Annotated in this window: 15 protein-coding genes; 6 read left to right on the top strand and 9 right to left on the bottom strand. The window is 57.6% G+C overall.

What is annotated here, in order from left to right:
- Positions 1 to 55: 55 nt before the first annotated feature.
- The 6 genes from AC2FLB_RS08345 to AC2FLB_RS08320 all read left to right on the top strand — a co-directional run bounded on the left by AC2FLB_RS08345 (position 56) and on the right by AC2FLB_RS08320 (position 8,339).
- A complete protein-coding gene (locus AC2FLB_RS08345) occupies positions 56 to 1,702 on the top strand; it encodes an amino acid ABC transporter permease (RefSeq protein WP_496709039.1) in 1,647 nt (548 codons plus the stop codon).
- The gene (locus AC2FLB_RS08340; RefSeq protein ID WP_496709038.1) at positions 1,666 to 3,663 is read left to right on the top strand and encodes a beta-galactosidase; all 1,998 of its coding nucleotides are present in this window, start codon (positions 1,666 to 1,668) and stop codon (positions 3,661 to 3,663) included. The genes AC2FLB_RS08345 and AC2FLB_RS08340 overlap by 37 nt, the downstream gene beginning before the upstream one ends.
- Positions 3,664 to 3,804: 141 nt before the next feature.
- The gene (locus AC2FLB_RS08335; protein WP_496691368.1) at positions 3,805 to 4,929 is read left to right on the top strand and encodes an extracellular solute-binding protein; all 1,125 of its coding nucleotides are present in this window, start codon (positions 3,805 to 3,807) and stop codon (positions 4,927 to 4,929) included.
- 117 nt (positions 4,930 to 5,046) lie between these two features.
- Complete coding sequence (locus AC2FLB_RS08330) at positions 5,047 to 6,159, top strand: ABC transporter ATP-binding protein (protein ID WP_142636146.1); 1,113 nt, start codon at positions 5,047 to 5,049, stop codon at positions 6,157 to 6,159.
- A gap of 12 nt (positions 6,160 to 6,171) precedes the next feature.
- Positions 6,172 to 7,092 (top strand): ABC transporter permease, encoded by a 921-nt coding sequence (locus AC2FLB_RS08325; RefSeq protein ID WP_142636148.1) that lies wholly within the window; start codon positions 6,172 to 6,174, stop codon positions 7,090 to 7,092.
- Entirely contained in the window at positions 7,089 to 8,339 is a 1,251-nt protein-coding gene (locus AC2FLB_RS08320) for an ABC transporter permease (protein WP_142636150.1), read from the top strand. Before AC2FLB_RS08325 ends, AC2FLB_RS08320 begins: the two co-directional genes overlap by 4 nt.
- Before the next feature lie 27 nt (positions 8,340 to 8,366).
- On the opposite strand, the gene AC2FLB_RS08315 is transcribed toward AC2FLB_RS08320, so the two are convergent.
- From AC2FLB_RS08315 to AC2FLB_RS08275, 9 genes are read right to left on the bottom strand one after another with little or no spacing between them, the layout of a single operon-like run.
- Positions 8,367 to 10,286 (bottom strand): beta-galactosidase, encoded by a 1,920-nt coding sequence (locus AC2FLB_RS08315; RefSeq protein ID WP_496709037.1) that lies wholly within the window; start codon positions 10,284 to 10,286, stop codon positions 8,367 to 8,369.
- A complete protein-coding gene (locus AC2FLB_RS08310; protein WP_496691366.1) occupies positions 10,283 to 11,143 on the bottom strand; it encodes an SMP-30/gluconolactonase/LRE family protein in 861 nt (286 codons plus the stop codon). Before AC2FLB_RS08310 ends, AC2FLB_RS08315 begins: the two co-directional genes overlap by 4 nt.
- Positions 11,140 to 11,745, bottom strand: coding sequence for a 2-dehydro-3-deoxy-6-phosphogalactonate aldolase (locus AC2FLB_RS08305; RefSeq protein WP_496691365.1), 606 nt, complete (start codon positions 11,743 to 11,745; stop codon positions 11,140 to 11,142). Before AC2FLB_RS08305 ends, AC2FLB_RS08310 begins: the two co-directional genes overlap by 4 nt.
- Positions 11,742 to 12,635: a 2-dehydro-3-deoxygalactonokinase gene (locus tag AC2FLB_RS08300; RefSeq protein WP_496691364.1), complete on the bottom strand. Its 894-nt coding sequence runs from the start codon at positions 12,633 to 12,635 to the stop codon at positions 11,742 to 11,744. The genes AC2FLB_RS08305 and AC2FLB_RS08300 overlap by 4 nt, the downstream gene beginning before the upstream one ends.
- A gap of 4 nt (positions 12,636 to 12,639) precedes the next feature.
- On the bottom strand, positions 12,640 to 13,407 hold the full coding sequence (locus AC2FLB_RS08295) for an SDR family NAD(P)-dependent oxidoreductase (RefSeq protein ID WP_496691363.1): 768 nt from the start codon (positions 13,405 to 13,407) through the stop codon (positions 12,640 to 12,642).
- The gene (locus tag AC2FLB_RS08290; protein ID WP_496709036.1) at positions 13,407 to 15,116 is read right to left on the bottom strand and encodes an IlvD/Edd family dehydratase; all 1,710 of its coding nucleotides are present in this window, start codon (positions 15,114 to 15,116) and stop codon (positions 13,407 to 13,409) included. The genes AC2FLB_RS08295 and AC2FLB_RS08290 overlap by 1 nt, the downstream gene beginning before the upstream one ends.
- A gap of 24 nt (positions 15,117 to 15,140) precedes the next feature.
- Positions 15,141 to 16,481, bottom strand: a complete 1,341-nt coding sequence (locus AC2FLB_RS08285; RefSeq protein WP_496709035.1) for an alpha-glucosidase/alpha-galactosidase — start codon at positions 16,479 to 16,481, stop codon at positions 15,141 to 15,143.
- A gap of 22 nt (positions 16,482 to 16,503) precedes the next feature.
- Positions 16,504 to 17,352, bottom strand: coding sequence for a carbohydrate ABC transporter permease (locus AC2FLB_RS08280; protein ID WP_142636166.1), 849 nt, complete (start codon positions 17,350 to 17,352; stop codon positions 16,504 to 16,506).
- Between the two features lies 1 nt (position 17,353).
- Positions 17,354 to 18,277, bottom strand: a complete 924-nt coding sequence (locus tag AC2FLB_RS08275; protein ID WP_142636168.1) for a carbohydrate ABC transporter permease — start codon at positions 18,275 to 18,277, stop codon at positions 17,354 to 17,356.
- Positions 18,278 to 18,319: the final 42 nt, after the last annotated feature.

The raw sequence follows: 18,319 nt of genomic DNA, 5'->3' as shown, positions 1-18,319 counted from the left end.
CCCTTTCTGACCCGGCGGGAAAACCTGCCGGGTCACGCATAACCCGAGGGACGCCATGATCCGCCTAAGCTCGATCCGGCCGAGTAATCTTGTTTTGCTCGCCGCTGCCCCGTTCATCATCTACCTGTTTGCCTCATCCTCGAAATATCTGAGGTCATTGGTTGCCATTTTGGGGATTGGTGAAAATGCGGGGCCCATTTTTGTTGGGTTTCTTCTGATACTGGCTGTGGCCATATTGGCCTATCTCTCGGCGCGCCACATCCGGTTTCAAACGATAGCGCCGAACTGGTTGAGGGTTGCGGCGGTTTTGGCAATCCCGGCCTCGGTCGGGTTGGCGATCCTTGGACTTGTCCAGCCTCAGGTGCTGATGCCCTTTGCGGAATCCGTCTTCTTTAATGCGCTCAGCGAAAACACGTCTGAGTTCATTGACCGATCTTCGCAACCTTGGGTCTTGTTCCCCGAGATCGTCGCAAAGGTGCAAATGAGATTACAGGCCCTGCTGGTAGGGTTTGCGATGGTGGTTGCGGTGATCCCTCTTACGGCCCGTTTCCCACAATCCATGAAAGTCTATGTTCAGATTGGACTCGAACTGCTGACCGGGCTGGTTTTGTTTTACCTGATGTTTCTGGCGCATTGGCAATTTGCGACCGGGGTCGCGATAACGTTCCGTGCAGCGATCTTTGCCTATATCTTTGCGGCCATTATGGGTCTGGTCTGGGTCGGTTTGCAGTCCTTCAAGCCCAAAGCTCGGACAACCGTTGTCTATGGGTCCATCAGCCTGACACTATTGGCCGTGTCGGCGTTCTTTTTTATGCAACCAAAGGTGAGCTTTGTTCTGGTTGGCAGTACTGAAGCAAGAATTGCCATTGTTCGGGGTACGCCGCAGGCCCAGGCGGATTTGATCCGCTTCGGAGAGTTCGACGGAGGTGAAGGCCAACAGTATCGCATTCGCAGCGCCCCCGATGCCGTCTCTGCACTGGATCAGATCACAACCGTCGACAGCGTATCTGGTGCTTTTGTTCCGGCTGGCATTCATACGCAGGGCTATCCGGTGATCTGGCAATCCAGTTTTCTGCCAGACAAGTTTCGTAACCTGGCGCTGACTTTTGCGGTTTTTGGGTTTTTGCTTCTGACACTGACGGTCGGAGGCGCACAGCACAAGCTGCATCCGCTGGCTGTAGGGGCCGAGTTTTTTGTCGATACCATTCGCGGCATTCCAATGCTGGTCATCATCCTTTATATCGGCTTGCCGCTTGCCGGTGCGGTCAAGGATGCGACAGGTGGCGGCATCGACATGACCAACATGACTCGCGGCATCATCGCCATTTCCATAGGGTATTCGGCCTATATGGCCGAGATTTTCCGATCAGGGATTGAGGCCATCCCACGAGGTCAGATCGAAGCAGGCGGCTCGCTTGGGCTGTCCCGCTGGCAAACTGCCCGGCTGATCATCCTGCCGCAGGCGTTGCGCATCGTGACGCCGCCTTTGGGCAATGAGTTTATCGCGATGATCAAAGATACCTCATTGCTGTCTATCCTGTCGGTTCGCGACATGACCCAACGCATGCGCGAGTTTCAGGCCTCAAGTTTTCTGCCCTTCGCGCCATTCAACACAGCGGCGATCCTCTATGTCGTGGTGACGCTTGGTTGCGCTAGTTTCCTCAAATGGATCGAACGCCGCAGCGCACGGGTAAACCGATGAGCAGGCTTGAGCTGGGCGTTTGCTATTACCCCGAGCAATGGGACAAATCGCTGTGGCGCGACGATGCTAAGCGCATGGTCGATATGGGATTGGATTGGGTTCGGATTGCTGAGTTTACCTGGGGCCTGATCGAGCCGGAAAGAGGCCGGTTCGAATGGGGCTGGCTGGACGAGGTGATTGGAATTCTGGGCGATGCCGGTTTGCGCGTGATGATGTCGACGCCTACGGCTGCACCTCCGAAATGGCTAGTGGATGACTGCCCTGAGATCCTGCCAGTGGGGCCGGATGGCCGGGTGCGTGGGTTCGGGTCGCGCCGACACTATTGTTTTTCCAGCGATATCTACCTGACCGAGGCCCGTCGGATCACCACGGAATATGCCTGTCGATATGGCGAAAATCCATTTGTTTGTGCCTGGCAGATCGACAATGAATATAACGATCACGATACGGTTCTGAGCTATTCCAATGCCGCTCGCACCGGTTTTCGCAGATGGTTGCAAGACCGCTATGGCACGATTGAGGCGCTTAACCGAACATGGGGGACAGTGTTTTGGGGGTCGCTCTATTCCGATTTTGATCAGATCGAACTGCCCATAAGTTTGGTGGCCAGCCCGAACCCGACCCATGCTCTGGATTTTGCCCGCTATTCTTCGGACCGGGTGCGGGATTTCAATCGCGCTCAGGCGGATATTCTGCGCAGGTTTGCGCCGGGCCGCGATATTACCCATAATTTCATGGCAGGCAGCTTTGAGTTCGACCATCACGCTGTTGCGGCGGATCTGGATGTGGTCGGTTTTGACAGCTATCCGCTGGGCAACCTGTTGGGATCGTCACTGTCTGATGAAGACAAACGTCGATACCTGCGAACAGGCGCGCCGGATTATCAGGGGTTTCACTGCGATTTGTATCGCAGCCAGGGCAGGGGCCGAATGTGGGTTCTGGAACAACAGCCCGGCCCGGTGGACTGGGCCGAAAAGAACCCCTCACCAGCGGATGGGATGGTCAGGCTTTGGACGTGGGCCGCTTTTGCCCACGGTGCACAGGCAGTGATGTTCTTCCGATGGCGTCAGGCGAAGTTCGCGCAGGAACAATTCCACACGGCGCTTCTGCGGTCGGATGGCAGCCCGGATCAGGCCGCGCTGGAACTGGCGCAGGTTGCACAAGAGCGTGCTGCCCTGCCGGAAGTCACCCGGCAGAAGGCAGCTGTGGCAATTCTGTTGGATTACGAATCCATTTGGGCTGCAGATATCCTGCCGCAAGATGACGCATTCCCGAATGCCGGGATTTTCCGGGTTTGGTATGCTGGCCTGCGTGCATTGGGGGTCGATCTGGATTTCGTTGGTCCCGATGATGATCTGACAGGGTATTCATTGATCGTATTGCCGCAAAACATGATCATCTCGCCCGATCTGGCAAAGAGATTGCACCACAGCCAGGCCAAATTGCTGATCGGTGCCCGTGCGGGCAGCAAGACTGTGGACATGTGGACCCCTGAAAATCTCGCTCCCGGTGAGTTGGCCGATCTTGCAGGGATAAAAGTCGTACGCGTCGAATCCCTGCCGGATCTGGCGGGTGAATCCGTAAGCCTCGAGAGCACCGGAACCTTTGATTTTAAGGGCTGGCGGGAAGTCATCGAGACCGAAAATCAGGTAATCGCGCATTTCGTAAGTGCTTACAAGGCTGGCAGTCCGGCGATTGTGCAATCGGACCGGGCTATGTATCTGGCGATGATCCCAAACGGACCGTTGCTACGGTCGATCCTTATTAAAGCGCTGACATGGGCGGGCCTTCCGATACGGGAATGTGACCCGGACCTTCGTGTTACACAGCGGGGTGACCTCGGCTTTGCGTTCAACTTCGGGGCTGCCGCACAGGTTCTGCCGGATGACGAAAATCGGCAATATATTGTTGGTACTTCAGAAATCCCATCCTATGGTGTCTCAGTCTGGAAGTGGAAGTAAACCAGAGCTTGCGGACATGATTGCAAACTGGACCTATGAATTCTGCAAACTGTCCCTTTTGGACTGACAGCTTTGCAGCAACCCTCTAGCCTGTGATTGCATAACAATAGGACTGAAAGTCCAACTATGGGAGAATCGAATATGGCCGAACGGAAAAACCTTTCCAGACGTACTATCTTGAAGAGCGCAGGGGCGGCAGCACTTGCTGCACCGCTGTACAGCAAAAGCGCGCTGGCGTCCTCGGGTGAGATCAACATTCTGATGTGGTCCGATTACCTGCCGCCAGCATTCTTGCAGGAATTCGAGACACTGACCGGAATCAAGGTGAACTATACCGGTATCGGGTCGAACGAAGAAATCATCAACAAGATGAAGGCCACCAAGGGGCAGGGTTTCGACATCGTGTCGCCGACCAATAACCGGTCTTTGCAGTGGGAACCGCTTGAGCTGTTGCAGCCATTCGACATGAACAAGGTTCCGATTGATCTGGTGAACCCGGCGATGGCAGCGATTGGTACAGATGCCTGGAACTTTGGCGATTCCGGTGTGCATTGGTTGCCACATATCTGGGGCACCGAAGGCATCGCATATCGGACTGACCTGTGGCTGCCTGAAGGTGATGCACCGTCCTATGGCGATGTCTGGTCCGAGGCAAACGCAGGTAAAACCATGGGCCGCGCGCACTCGATGATGCTGGGCGCAGGCCTGTACATGGAGCGCGCAGGCGAGATGGAGCCCGGTTCCGTCTGGGCCGCTTATGGCGACGAAGATACCATGCGCAAAGTTTGGGGTCAGATCGCAGATTGGTGCATCGAACGTAAAAACCGCATCAAGCTGATCTGGAACGACGCGGACACACAGAAGAACGGTCTGTTGAACGAAGGTGTGATTGTTGGCCAGACATGGGATGGCCCGCCGCTGGCACTTAAATCTGCAGGTGAGCCTGTGCATTATCAGGCTCCGGTTGAGGGGGCGATGGCCTGGGTTGATGGTATGGCAATTCCAACAGGTGCTGCCAATATCGACCAGATCTATGCCTTCATCGACTTTGCCTACCAGGCCAAACCGGCCGGTGTTGCGATCGACAGCCACGGGTACAACTCGCCCGTTCTGGGTGCCGACCAATATTCGGGCGACACCTACAAGAAGAACTTCGCCGAAGCCTATCCGGGCGACTCGCTGGCCAACCTCAATCCGTGGCCGGCCGAAGCGCCCTGGTATGCGGAAACCCGGACCGAGTTCGTCAACAAGTTCAAAAGCGCCTGATAGCTTTTCAAAAAAGTGCCCTCCGCCAAACGCGGGGGGCTCCCAACCCGCACGCCACTGCGTGACGGAACCCATTTGGGTGCGCACCACCAAGCGCATCAATCGGAGATACCAAAAATGAGTGCAGGGGTCGGTGTAGATCTTGAAAACCTGTGGATCCGTTTCGGCGATTTTGTCGCGGTGCGGGACGCAAATGTGAACATAAACGGGGGCGATTTCTTTTCGTTCCTGGGACCATCCGGTTGCGGCAAGACAACGATTTTGCGCGCTGTTTCGGGGTTTCTGGACCCCAGCGAGGGTAAGGTTCTGATCGGTGGTAATGACATGCGCGGCATCGGGCCCAACAAGCGCCCGACTGCCCTGATCTTTCAGAACCTCGCGCTGTTCCCCCTGATGAAAGTCTGGGAAAACATCACTTTCTCGATGGAGATCAAAGGCGCCAGCGCGGCCGAGCGCCGCAAGCGGGCCGATGAGCTGTTGGACATGATCGCGCTGCCGGGACAGGGTGACAAGCTGCCCAGCGAACTTTCGGGTGGTCAGCGTCAGCGCGTGGCGATTGCCCGCGCCCTATGTGCCGAACCCGATGTACTGCTGCTGGACGAACCGCTTTCGGCGCTGGACCTGAAGTTGCGCCAGCATATGCGCACCGAGCTGCGCGAGATTCAGAAGCGTGTCGGTATCACCTTCATCTACATCACCCACGACCAGGGCGAAGCGCTGACCATGTCGGACAATATCGCCGTAATGCGTGCAGGAGTGATCGACCAGATTGCCGATGGCAAGACAATTTACAATGACCCCAACACGGCTTTTGCGGCGTCGTTCGTTGGCGAAAACAACGTTTTCCGCGGCAAGATCAAGCAAGTCATGGGAGATGAGGCGCTGATTGCAACCAACCGATCCGGCGATCTGGTTGCACGGATTTCCACTGTAAATCAGGGTAAGCTGAAAGAAGGCGATGACGCGATGATGTTCATTCGCCCCGAGGCGCTGGCGATTGCACCGGACGGTGCAGTGGGCGACCATTTTGTAACCGCCCGCGTGAACCATGAAGAATTCGAAGGTAACGCCTTCAATATTTTCACCGAAGGCGATGGCGGCAAGGAAATTAAGGTATCGCTGCCCAATCTAGGCCAATCTTTCGATGACCATACCGGGCAGACCATCACGTTGGAATATCAGACCCATAATGCGGTTCTGGTTCCAGCGGGTGAGCTGGCCGCGGAATAAGGGGATAAAAATATGCCCCATTTTCTGAAAGAATTCTTCAACCGCAACGGCACCGGCATGGGATTGATGATACTGGGTTTGGTCCTGTTCTGGACCATCGGCCTGATCATCCTGCCGCAGCTGTCGATGCTGGATTTCTCATTCCGGCCAAACCTGCCCCCGCCCGAGATCGGGGGGCCAAAGGATGTCTATACGCTGGAGAACTACAAATACCTGATCTATGGCCCGGAAGGCGGCAGCCAGGACTATAACGCCGTCGATCTGAGGGTGTTTTTCCGCACCCTTCTGGCCGCGGTATGCGTTACGATTTTCAACCTGATCCTGTGCTATCCGATCGCCTATTATCTGGGTCAGTCCAAGGGCAGTCACATCCGCATCTTTGCGATCATGCTGATCATCCCCTACTGGATCAATGAGATCCTGCGCGCCTTTGCCCTGCGGATCATCTTTGGCGAAACCGGTGTACTGAACACGCTGTTCACTGGGCTGGGGGTCTGGGATATGCCGTTTGATTTCATCCGCAATGACATCGCGCTCTATGCCGGGCTGGGCTATGCCTATATCTTGCTGATGATCTTCCCGATGTATAACGTCATAGAAAGTCTGGATAAAAACCAGATCGAGGCGGCGCGAGATTTGGGAGCCCCCTGGTGGCGTATCCATTGGCGCGTGGTCATTCCCTATGCCAAGCCAGGGATCAGTTCGGGCTGTACTATGGTGTTCATGCTGTCCGCGGGTGCGCTGGCCGCGCCGCAAATTCTGGGCGGGCCGTCCTCCCTGTGGTTCACGCAGCTGATCTATCAGCAGTTCAACGACAACAATGACTGGCCGCAGGGTGCCGCCTACGCCATCGTTCTGCTGGTGACCTGTATCTTGTTCGTGCTGGCCGTCATGCGCCTGTTCAAGGTGAATATGGGGGATATCGGGAAATGAATTTGTCCTTCCTCCGTGTAAGCATCTGGGTCTACCTTGTGCTGTTCTTCCTGTACCTTCTGGGTCCGCTGGTGATCATGTCAGTCACGGCCTTCAACTCGTCCGAATTCCCAAGGATGACACCGTGGGAGTGTCTAACCTTCCAGTGGTTTGGCGAATTGTTTCAGGACCAACGTATCCTGAACGGCATCAAGAACTCACTGATCATCGGCGCCGGAACGGTGGTTCTATCGGTGGCGATGGGTCTTGCGGGCGCGCTGATGCTGACGCAGATCTGGCCAAAACTGCGCGCGACCTACTATACGGTCATCATCGCGCCGATCCTGATCCCGGGCGTTGTTCTGGGTATCTCGACACTGGTGTTCTGGGACCGGATCAACCGGATGTTGGGCTTGGGTGCCGACAGTTTCCTGTCAAACGGGATATTCCTGACGGTGATCGGCCAATCCACCTTTATCGCCAGCTATTGCATGCTGGTGCTGGTGGCACGGTTGCAGCGCTATGATATGGCGCTGACCGAGGCCGCGCTGGATCTGGGTGCAACCCATGCTCAGGCGTTCCGCAAGATCATGCTTCCGTTCATGCGTCCGGCGATTGCCAGCGCGGCAGTGCTGGCGTTCTTGGCCTCGTTTGAGAACTACAACACCACCACCTTCACCTTTGGTGAATACCCGACGCTGACCATCGAACTGGCGCAGAAGGTGCGCTATGGCATCACGCCCTCGATCTCGGCGCTGGCCTTCATCATCGTGGCGCTGACGGTGTTCTTTGCCCTGCTGAACGAGGCCAAGCTGAAGCGACAGGAACTGGTGGCTGCTGCACGCAAGAACGCCACGGTCGAGGAACTGGCGGGCAAGATCAAGCTTCCCAGCTTCTTTGCCGGGAACCTTGCTGCGGTTCTGCTGGTTGTCTTTGCGGTTGCCACGATCACTGTGGTCGGAACCGCAACCGCCTACAATCCGGCTCAGTGTGTCGCAGATGTCAAAGAGCAAAAGCGCCTTGAAGCTGATCTGCGTATTCAAGAGCTGCGCAAGCAGCGCGAAGAACAGCGCAAAAAGCGCGAGGCGGAAGCGGCTGAGCAAGAGGGAGAGGGTGCGCAGGAATCGGCCCCGAAACCCTCAAATAACAGCGGTTTCGGCAATGTGTTTGCGCCGAATACTCTGGGTGACGAAGAAGAGGATTCTGGTACTGAAACGCCTTCGGGCAATGGCGGTGCCTTTGATCCCAACAGTTTGCAGGCGAACTAAGCGCCTCGCAGTTTGCGCCCGCCGGGGTTACCCCTCGGCGGGCGTGTCATTTTCCTGAATGAACACATCACAGGCTTCGATCATCCGGCCGTTCCATTCAACCGGCGCCGAATTGTAGTTGATCAGGAATGTATGCCCGGCGGTCTGGCGCCGCCGCAAACCCTGAGGCATCGGATGCAAGGCAATGCCTGTCAGAGCAGCGGCCATGCTGATCACGCGATCCCATAACGTGTTATCCGGGAACCCGGCCAGATACCACATGTGGTTGGTCCCTTTCAGGGCAGGTGTTCCGTCTTGAAATGTCAAAAGGCCCGGGGCCTTTCCTGACAGGCGGTCGACCCAGTGACGGGCTGCGCCGCCACCATCAACTTCCCGGGTCACCTGAGGGGGCAGGGTTTCCACAAGATCGACAGTGCAATCCAGTGCAGTCAGCCCGGGGCGACCAGTTGCGGGTATCTGAAAGTCCTGCGTGATGGCGCCAGAGCGCGGGCCCAGAACAGCCAGATCACAACCATTGGTCAGGCGTTGTTCCAGATCGGGTCCGATGGTCGCCAGACCCGGTGCAAGGATCACCTTATATCCCGCCTTTGGGATGTTATCCGCAGGCAGGAAATCCACTGACAATCCAGCCCGGCGCAGGGCTTGGTAGGTTGAAAAGACCAGTTTGAAATAGTCGAACCCAGCCCCTTGAGGTTGCGTCGCCCAGGCCCAATCCGAGGCATAGTCGAACAGGATCGCGACATCCGCTCTGGCCTGTGTGATTGCTCCCAGCCCGGCCAGATCATCGGCGGTTTGGCGTGCCTCGGCCAAAGCCGGGGCAGAGCGGTTGTCCGGCGTCAGCAGCCCTGCATGCATCTGTTCTTGCGCAAAGGGCGCCTGCCGCCAGCGGAAATAGCTGACCACCTCGGCCCCATGCGCCACGGCCTCAAGCGACCACAGGCGCACCATACCGGGCAGAGGCGCAGGGTTGTAAGGGGCCCAGTTCACCGGGCCGGGTTGCTGTTCCATCACCCACCAACGCCCGCGCCCCACAGCGCGATACAGATCGTGATGAAAGGCCTGCATGTCGGGATCGCCTTGCTGCAGAAAGGCCGACTTATGTGCCTTATCCGCCTCAAGCCGGTCAGATAGAAACCCGATCGGATAGCTGTCCCATGTGGCGATATCCAAATCGGCACCCACTGCGAAGTGGTCGAAATCCAGCACACGCCCCATGTAATTGTGCAGCAAAGGCGCATCGGTCAGGGGCCGCAGCACTTCGACCTGTGCTCTGTTGAAGGCCACCACCTGATCTGAACTGAACCGCCGGAAGGCCAGAACATGGGCCGGGTTGGGTTCTGTTACTGTCAGGTTCGGCAGGTCGATCTGATCAAACCTGTCATATTCCATTGACCAGAACACATTTCCCCACGCTGCATTCAGGGTTCCAATCGTGCTGTATTGACCTTCCAGCCAGTTTTGAAAGGCGTGTAGGGCGGGTTGGCTATAGCTGACAGTGGTGTCGTGGCAGCCATATTCATTGTCGATCTGCCATGCAGCGACATGCGGGTTGCGCCCATAGCGTTCGCCCATGACACGTGCGATCCGAACGCATTCTTCGATATACCCGGTATGGCTAAAGCAATAATGTCTGCGAGAGCCGAACTTGCGCGGCTGACCCTGCGCATCCACGGCAAGCATGTCCGGGTATTTGTCCAGCATCCAGCGTGGCGGCGTCGCTGTTGGCGTGCCCAGCACCACTTTCAACCCGGCAGCACCTAAGGTTTCGATCGCGCGATCCAGCCAGTCGAAGTGCAGATCGTCAGACGTGGGCTCCATCTGGCTCCAGCCGAACTCGCCTATCCGTACCCATGTCAGGCCGGTTTCGACCATACGTGCTGCATCGTCCGCCCACATCACCTCTGGCCAATGTTCGGGGTAATAGCAAACGCCAAGTTTGGGGTTCATAGGATGACTCTGTGTTCTGCCTGACCTTTGCCTGCGTCGGGCGCGGCAAAGGTCATTCCGTTGGTAGGTTGGGTTTCAATCTGTGCCGCATCCAGCCCTTGGCGAGCGGTGGTGCAGAACAGCGTTGTCAGGTCTGGCCCGCCAAAAGCCGGGCACGAGGCATGGGCCGCGTCAAAACCGACTGCCTTCAGGAACCGACCCTCAGGCGAGTAAGCAGCCACGCGGTTGGCGCCCCATTGGGCGATCCAGATATTTCCGCTCGTATCGACCACCGCGCCATCAGGGTTCAGCTGGTCTTTGGTAAGGTCGAGGAACACGGTGCTTTGGCCTTCTGGCCACCCGGTTTCCGGGTCCAAACTCCAGCGCATGACCTGTCTGGTGACCGTGTCGGTGAAATAGGCGCAAGAGCGATCCGGCGCAAAACAGATGGCGTTCGAGATCGTGACATCCGGCACCAGCCGCCGCAGCTCTCCGCGCCAGAACCGATAGATGGACCCTGCGCCGGGTTCGGCGTTCTTGCCCATGGTACCAATCCAGAAACCGCCCCAGGGGTCAGCGCGGCCATCGTTGGAACGGGTGACGGTATTGTCCGCTTCAAGATGGGTAACCAAGGCACGTTCGCCGGTTTTCAGGTCAAACCGCCATAGCCCGGTTTCAGATGCCATCAACAGCGTGTCTTGGTCCACCCAGCCCGCGGCCGAGACATTTTCGGGGAACTGCCAGCTTTGCTGTTGCCCGTCCTTCTGGGTCATCAGGCGGTTGCCTGTGATGTCGAACCAGAACAGCTGTGCGCGCTCCGGGTGCCACAATGGCCCTTCGCCCAGATCGCAGGGACGGTCGTCAAACACGACACTCATTGGGTGGCCTTGTCATAGGCCAAGACGATCTTTCGCGCGCGCTCTGCAATGTCGGCAACGGCCATTCCCGGTTTATACAGGGCTGAGCCGATCCCGAACCCGTCCGCCCCGGCCTTGAGCCAATCGGCAAAGTTTTCAGGGCCCGCCCCACCCACAGCAAAGACAAGCGCGTCCTTGGGCAGGATCGGGCGTATTGCGGCCAGGCCCGAAGGCCCCGCCATCACGCCCGGAAACAGTTTGAGCCCGGTTGCCCCTGCGCTGAGCGCGCCAAAGGCCTCGGTCGGGGTATAGACGCCTGGCCAGCTTTGTATGCCCAGTTTGATCGTCTGCTGTATCACCTCAGCGTCGAAATTTGGCGAGACGATCAGCTTGCCGCCGACCCCGGCCACCGCATCAACCTGTTCGATGGTCAGGACGGTCCCGGCGCCGATCAATGCGCGATCGCCGAAACGTTCCGCCAGAATGCCGATGCTGGTCAACGGATCGGGTGAATTCAGGGGCACCTCGATCCGGTCTATGCCCGCGTCGATCAGGGCCTGCCCGACTTCGGCAGCCTCGGTGGGTTGCAGACCGCGCAGAATTGCAATGATAGGACGGCTCATGCGGTTTGCCTCGTCAGATTTTGGGCCTGCAAAAGACCTGCCAATGTAGATTGCGTGCTGTCGGCTATTTCAACAAATGTACCCTGCTGTTTCAGCGCGATGGCATAGATTTCCGAGAGGCTTTGGTCCCCGATAATGGCAATCTGCTGGCCCAACCAATAGGGACGGGACGCGGCCAGTTCCGCTCCGATCAGGTATCCCGACAGACGCGCACGTGCGACACCGGAGTCCTGACCCTGCAGCAGATCAGTGGCCCGCAGGCCGAAAAGGCGCGCGGCAAGTTGTTCCGGTCGGGACAGGGCATCCGCCACAGCCTCGGCAAAAGCCGCGTCGTCCCAGCCTTCGCTGACCGTATGTTTTAGGACGGATTGATTGCTGAGCAATCCGAAGATTTCGCCTGTCATGAATGTGCGGAAGCTGACGACTTCATCCGCGCTGACCTGTACCCATTTGGTATGCGTTCCGGGCAGGCAAATGATGCCGTCCCAGTTTGGCCGGTGGGCCAGAAAACCGGCGATCTGTGTCTCTTCTCCGCGCATGACATCGGGGGGGCTGGTTTGCTTTAGCCCGGGTACGACAAAGGCGCGGATACGGGGATCTGTTGCCGGAACGCGGACAGGTGCATCGGAAACAGGAACCGAAGGTACAGCGGAATATGGTGCCTCAACCCAGCCCTGACGCGCACCCACCATACCGCAGGCGACCACATCCATGGCGGCATCGCCAAGCCAGCCCTCGATCAGGTCCAGCAATGCTTTTTGAAACCCATCCCGGGGAATTTGGTCCATGCCGCTTGCGGACTGAGCCTGGTCCAGAATGGTGTCACCTTGCATTGCCCATGCCCGCAGATGAGTTGTTCCCCAATCAACAGCGATCCATTCGATTGTCATGTTCTCATCCTGTTACTACAACACCGCCATCAACGGCCATGCATTGCCCGGTCATGGCGCGACTGGCTTCCGACGCAAGAAACAGGGTCGGTGCGATCATATCCTCGGGCGTCAGGTGGTCTTTTAGGCATTGGCGTTCCAGATGTGCGGCCAGATCTTCTGGCGTGGCCCACATGTCCAGCTGTTTCTGTGTCAGAACCCATCCGGGGGCCAGCGCATTAACGCGGATTTTCTGCGGGCCAAGCTCGCGCGCCAACGACCGGGTCATCCCGGTGATCCCGGCATTTGATGTCGTATAGATCGGATAACCGGAATTACCCATCATATAGCTGATCGAGCTGAAATTGATGATTGATCCGCCCTTGTCCTGCATTTGACGTGCGGCTTCTTGGCAGGCAAAGAAATACGCCTTCAGATTCACCTCGATCATCCAGTCCCAGAATTTGGGCGTGGTTTCGTCAAGCGAATGGCGTTTGTCGTTGGCGGCATTGTTGATCAGCACATCAAGGGGGCCATGGGCCTCGGCGGCTTTGGCCATTGTGGCGCGCAGCAGGTCGGTATCTGTCATGTCGCCTTGCAGAAACAGCGGCCCGCGCCCGTGCTTGGCGCGCATCTCATCAACAAAGGCACTGGCGTCGGAGCGCCCGATAAAGGCGACCTGCGCACCCTGCGCCAGAAATCCGTCCGTTAAAGCGGCCCCGACACCAGAACCACCTCCGGTGATAAAGACGGATGCACCGTTCAGGTCGTGGAAAGTGGCGGGTTGGTCCATCAGTGGCTCTCTCTGGTCACAAGGCGGGTGTCTTTGCCGACAAGAAAATCCAGGTCCGCACCCTGATCGGCCTGCAGGACGTGGTCTATGTAAAGCTTGGCATAGCCGCGGGTGTAATGCGGAGCGTCCGGTTGCCATGCGGCGCGTCGGGCGTCCAGTTCAACTTGGTCAACCAGCAACTCGAGCGCGCCCTTGCTAGCGGATACACGGATACGGTCACCGGTCTTGACCAGCGCCAGCGTGCCGCCCGCCTGGGCTTCGGGGCTGACATGCAGGATGACAGTGCCAAATGCCGTGCCGGACATCCGTGCGTCCGAGATACGGATCATGTCGCGCACACCGTCCTTCACCAGCTTGGCCGGGATCGGCATATTGCCAACCTCGGGCATGCCGGGATAACCCTTGGGTCCACAGCCTTTCAGCACCAATATGGTCTCGGGCGTCACCGGCAGGTCATCTCTGTCGATATTGGCCTTCATGTCTTCGATGTTTTCAAAGACATAGGCCTCAGCCTCGGTCTCCAAAAGCGCGTCGGTGGCTGCCGAGGGTTTCACAATGGCCCCATTCGGTGCCAGATTGCCGCGCAGCACACGCAGACCCGCAGCAGGTTTCACCGGGTCGTCAAAGGGGCGGATTACATCACGGTTGAAGCATTCCGCGCCCTCGTAATGGGCTGCGATGTCCTTGTTCAAAACCGTCTTGGTCGGGCGCAGGAACGGTTTGAGCTCGTTCAGAACAACCGGTACACCGCCTGCGTAACAGAAATCCTCCATCAGATATTGGCCCGAGGGCATGCAGTTCACCAGCAGCGGTATGTCCGACCCGATCTCAAAATCCTTGAGCGTCAGGTCGACGCCAACACGGCCTGCCAGGGCCAGCAAATGTACGACGGCGTTGGTTGATCCGCCCACGGCCGCATTGGCCAGAATGGCGTTTTCAAAGGCTTCTTTGGTCAGAATGTCCGAGGGTTTGAGGTCTTCATCCACCATCTCGACGATCCGTTTGCCAGTCAGATGCGCCAGCGCCATTCGGCGAGCATCTACGGCGGGCAGCGCGGCGTTGGTTGGCAGGCTCATGCCCATCGCTTCGACCAGGGATGCCATGGTCGACGCGGTGCCCATGGTCATGCAGACACCGGCGCTGCGCGACATGCCGGATTCAGCATTCATAAAATCCTGCAGGGTCATTTCCCCGGCGCGCACGGCTTCGGAAAACTTCCAAACATCCGTGCCCGAGCCGATATCCTGCCCGCGATACTTGCCGTTCAGCATCGGGCCGGAACTGACAACGATGGCGGGCAGATCGACCGAGGCGGCACCCATAAGTTGCCCCGGCGTAGTTTTGTCACAGCCACCCAGCAGAACCACGCCGTCAATCCCATAGGCGCGGATGGATTCTTCGACATCCATGGCCAGTAGGTTGCGAAACAGCATGGCGGTGGGCTTCATCTGGGTTTCACCCAGCGACATGACCGGGAATTCGACCGGGAAGCCGCCAGCCTCCCACACGCCGCGTTTGACGCCTTCGGCCAGATCGCGCAGGCCGGAATTGCACGGCGTCAGTTCGGACCATGTATTGCAGATGCCGATAATGGGACGCCCGTCAAAGGCATGGTCGGGAAAGCCCTGGTTCTTCATCCAGGACCGGTGGATGAAACCATCCTTGTCCAGCTTGCCATACCAATGCTGCGAGCGGCGTTTTTTTGTCATTATTGTCAGCCCTTTAATATTTGGTCATGCCGCTTTGGCCGGTTTGCACCAGCCTGGCAACCAATCCGCATGCGCGATCAAAAGATCGCTGACCAGATTGCGGATCTGTTGCAGGTCGAGCTCGGCGGCTGTGTGTGGGTCCATCATGGCGGCGTGGTATATGTATTCGGGGTTCTGGTCGGTCAGCGCCCGCACAGTCAGTTCCTGCACGTTGATCTGGGTGCGCATCAGCGCAATCAGCTGCGGTGGGATGTCGGTCACGACCGAGGGTTGCACCCCGTTGCTGTCCACCAGGCACGGCGTTTCCACAGCAGCCCCCAAGGGCAGTTGCGGGATCTGGCCGGTATTGGGCAGGTTGCCATAGGCGGTGTAGGGCATATTGGTCACGATGGCGTTCATCAGATCCGCCGCGAATTCGTGGCTGCGGCACACCTCAACCGCACGCCCGTCGGTCAGGGTCTTGGCCTGTTCTTTCCAGTCCTCGACCTGCTCGACGCAGCGGGTGGGATATTCATCCAGCGGGATCGAGAACTGCTCGATCAGATCGTCGCGCCCGTCCTTGATGAACCAGGGCACATATTCGGCCAGATGTTCCGAGCTTTCGGTGCAGAAATAGCCCAGATGCTCCATCACTTCGTACCGGACCTTGTTGGGGCAGCGTGGCATCAAAAGGGGCGGTTTCGGCAGTTGTCCACCGGCATAGCCCTGTCGGAGCGCAGGATAGAGATCGCGGCCCCGATGCTCGAGCTTGAGGAAGAAAGCCACATGGTTGACGCCTGCGACCTTATAGCGAAACTCGTGCTTGGGCAGGTCCAGATCATGGGCCAGTTCCTCGACCGTATTTTGCACCGAATGGCACAGGCCGACATGTTTCAATGTCGGAAACCGTTCGGCCAAAGCCCACGTGTTGATCGCCATCGGGTTCACATATTGCAACAGCGTCGCGTTGGGGCAGAGCTGCATCATGTCCTGCGCCACGTCCCACAGAACCGGAACGGTGCGTAACCCGCGCATGATTCCGCCCACGCCCAGCGTATCGGCGATGGTTTGACGCAGGCCATATTGCTTGGGGATCTCGAAATCAGTCACTGTACAGGGGTCATACCCGCCGATCTGAAAGGCGGTAATCACGAAATCCGCCCCCTCCAATGCGGCGCGCCGATCGGTATGGGTGGTTATGGTAGCCCCCGTGCCGACCGAGCGCACCATGGCGCGGGCCACGGATTCGCTCTCAGCCAGGCGCTGTGTGTCGATATCCATCAAGGCGAAATGGCTGTCGGCCAGGGCGGGGGTCAAAAGGGCATCGCCCACGATATTGCGCATGAAGATCGTGGAACCGGCCCCGATAAAAGTGATTTTGGTCATCAGGCAAACCTTTAGCTTGATGTTATTTTACGGCACCGAGTGTCAGGCCCGCGATAAAATGTTTCTGCATCAGGAAGAACATGGCAACCGGCGGCAGCGCCGCGACAATGGAACCGGCACTCATCAGCTGATAGGCGGCGCGGAACTGCGCGTTAAAGCTGGTGATCCCTGCGGTTACAGGCTGGCTCTCAGCACCTTGCGTCAGCACTACTGCCCAGAAATAGTCGTTCCAGATGAAGGTAAAGATCAGCACACTGAGCGCCGCAATGGCGGGCTTCATCAGCGGCAGCACCACGTACCAGAAGATACGCCATTCACTGATCCCTTCGACCCGCGCCGCCTCGATCAGTTCAAAGGGCAGGGCGCGGATGAAATTCCGCATGAACAGGGTGCAAAACCCGGTCTGGAACGCGATGTGAAACAAGACCAGCCCGGTCTTGGTGTTGTACAGGCCCAAGTCTAGCGTCAGGTCGCGCACGGGCACCATGAGGATTTGGAAAGGCACGAAATTGCCCGCTACGAACAGGAAGAAGATCCAAAGGTTCGATTTGAATTTGTAGATGCCGAGTGCAAACCCCGTCATGCTGCTGAGCGCGACGCACCCGATGACCGTGGGAACGGTGATCAGGAAGGAATTCATCAGATAGCGCGGCATATCCGAATTGAAAAACACCTGCCCATAGTTGAATGCGCCCTCAAAGCTGGACGGCATCCCCCAGTAGTTGGCATTTGTGAAATCCGCGGCGGGTTTGACCGAGAACAGGGCGACGGCCAGCAACGGCCCGAGCCACAGAAGCAAGGCCAGCGGCAGCAACGCCTGATAGGTGATCTGCGCTGCACGAGGTTGTTTTTCGATTGGCTTGGGAAACATCTCAGTGCCCCCTTTCTTCGCGGTACATTGACCACAGGAAATAACCGATGAAACACAGCATGATCAGGAACAGGATCACCGCGATAGCTGCGCCATATCCCATGCGGAATCCGTATTCGGACAAGGCGACCTCGAACATGTAATAGGCCAGCACGCGCGATGATCCGAACGGACCGCCCTGTGTCATGATTGAGATCAGGTCAAAGCTGCGAAGCGCACCAATGATGGTGACGACAAAGGCAATGAAGGTGGCAGGGCGGAGTTGCGGCAGGATGATATGCCACAACATCCGCCAGCTCTTGGCACCGTCCAGCCGCCCGGCTTCGATCTGTTCGGGGTCCACAGCGTTGAGGCCGGTCAGGTACAGGATCATGCAATAGGCGGTTTGTGGCCAGAGGCCAGCAAAGATGATGCCATAGGTGACGAAACGCTCGTCGCCCAGCACGTTCACCGGGCCCATGCCAAAGAATCCGAGGAATTCGTTCAACAGGCCGAATGTGGGGTCATAGAACCATGTGAACACTAGGCCAACAACTACCTGAGAAATCACGAAGGGGAAGAAAAACAGGGATTTATACAGGCGGATGCCCCAGACCGTCTGGTTCAGGAACAGCGCAATGAACAGACCCGCCGGAATCGCCGCCAGATAGAGCAGCAACCAGATCAGGTTGTTTTTGAGCGAGATGTAAAAGGCGTCCCGATCCGACCATTCCCAGTACAGGTCTTCATAATTGCGAAATCCGACATATTCTGCAGCCCCCAGGCCGTCCCATTCGTAAAGCGACAGGTTGAAGGACTGAAAGACCGGAATGATCACATAGACCATAAAGAACAACAGGCCCGGGGCCAAAAATAACCAGGGCGCGATGCGCTGTTGGTTTCGGTGGAACCAGCTTTCCTGTTCGTGGGTATCGACGGCGGTCATGGGCGTCCCCGGTTCTGGTAGGCGGAGTAAGGCGGGTTGATA

This window comes from Ruegeria sp. CDSA236 (assembly GCF_059611285.1).
The sequence above is the reverse complement of the archived record's forward strand: the minus strand, read 5'-3'. Positions and strand labels throughout refer to the sequence as shown.

Coding starts and splice junctions, on each gene's coding strand:
- AC2FLB_RS08295 (WP_496691363.1), bottom strand. CDS start 13,407: ATGGACCAACCCGCCACTTTCCACGACCTGAACGGTGCATCCGTCTTT.
- AC2FLB_RS08290 (WP_496709036.1), bottom strand. CDS start 15,116: ATGACAAAAAAACGCCGCTCGCAGCATTGGTATGGCAAGCTGGACAAG.
- AC2FLB_RS08330 (WP_142636146.1), top strand. CDS start 5,047: ATGAGTGCAGGGGTCGGTGTAGATCTTGAAAACCTGTGGATCCGTTTC.
- AC2FLB_RS08300 (WP_496691364.1), bottom strand. CDS start 12,635: ATGACAATCGAATGGATCGCTGTTGATTGGGGAACAACTCATCTGCGG.
- AC2FLB_RS08275 (WP_142636168.1), bottom strand. CDS start 18,277: ATGACCGCCGTCGATACCCACGAACAGGAAAGCTGGTTCCACCGAAAC.
- AC2FLB_RS08335 (WP_496691368.1), top strand. CDS start 3,805: ATGGCCGAACGGAAAAACCTTTCCAGACGTACTATCTTGAAGAGCGCA.
- AC2FLB_RS08320 (WP_142636150.1), top strand. CDS start 7,089: ATGAATTTGTCCTTCCTCCGTGTAAGCATCTGGGTCTACCTTGTGCTG.
- AC2FLB_RS08315 (WP_496709037.1), bottom strand. CDS start 10,286: ATGAACCCCAAACTTGGCGTTTGCTATTACCCCGAACATTGGCCAGAG.
- AC2FLB_RS08305 (WP_496691365.1), bottom strand. CDS start 11,745: ATGAGCCGTCCTATCATTGCAATTCTGCGCGGTCTGCAACCCACCGAG.
- AC2FLB_RS08310 (WP_496691366.1), bottom strand. CDS start 11,143: ATGAGTGTCGTGTTTGACGACCGTCCCTGCGATCTGGGCGAAGGGCCA.
- AC2FLB_RS08340 (WP_496709038.1), top strand. CDS start 1,666: ATGGATCGAACGCCGCAGCGCACGGGTAAACCGATGAGCAGGCTTGAG.
- AC2FLB_RS08325 (WP_142636148.1), top strand. CDS start 6,172: ATGCCCCATTTTCTGAAAGAATTCTTCAACCGCAACGGCACCGGCATG.
- AC2FLB_RS08280 (WP_142636166.1), bottom strand. CDS start 17,352: ATGTTTCCCAAGCCAATCGAAAAACAACCTCGTGCAGCGCAGATCACC.
- AC2FLB_RS08345 (WP_496709039.1), top strand. CDS start 56: ATGATCCGCCTAAGCTCGATCCGGCCGAGTAATCTTGTTTTGCTCGCC.
- AC2FLB_RS08285 (WP_496709035.1), bottom strand. CDS start 16,481: ATGACCAAAATCACTTTTATCGGGGCCGGTTCCACGATCTTCATGCGC.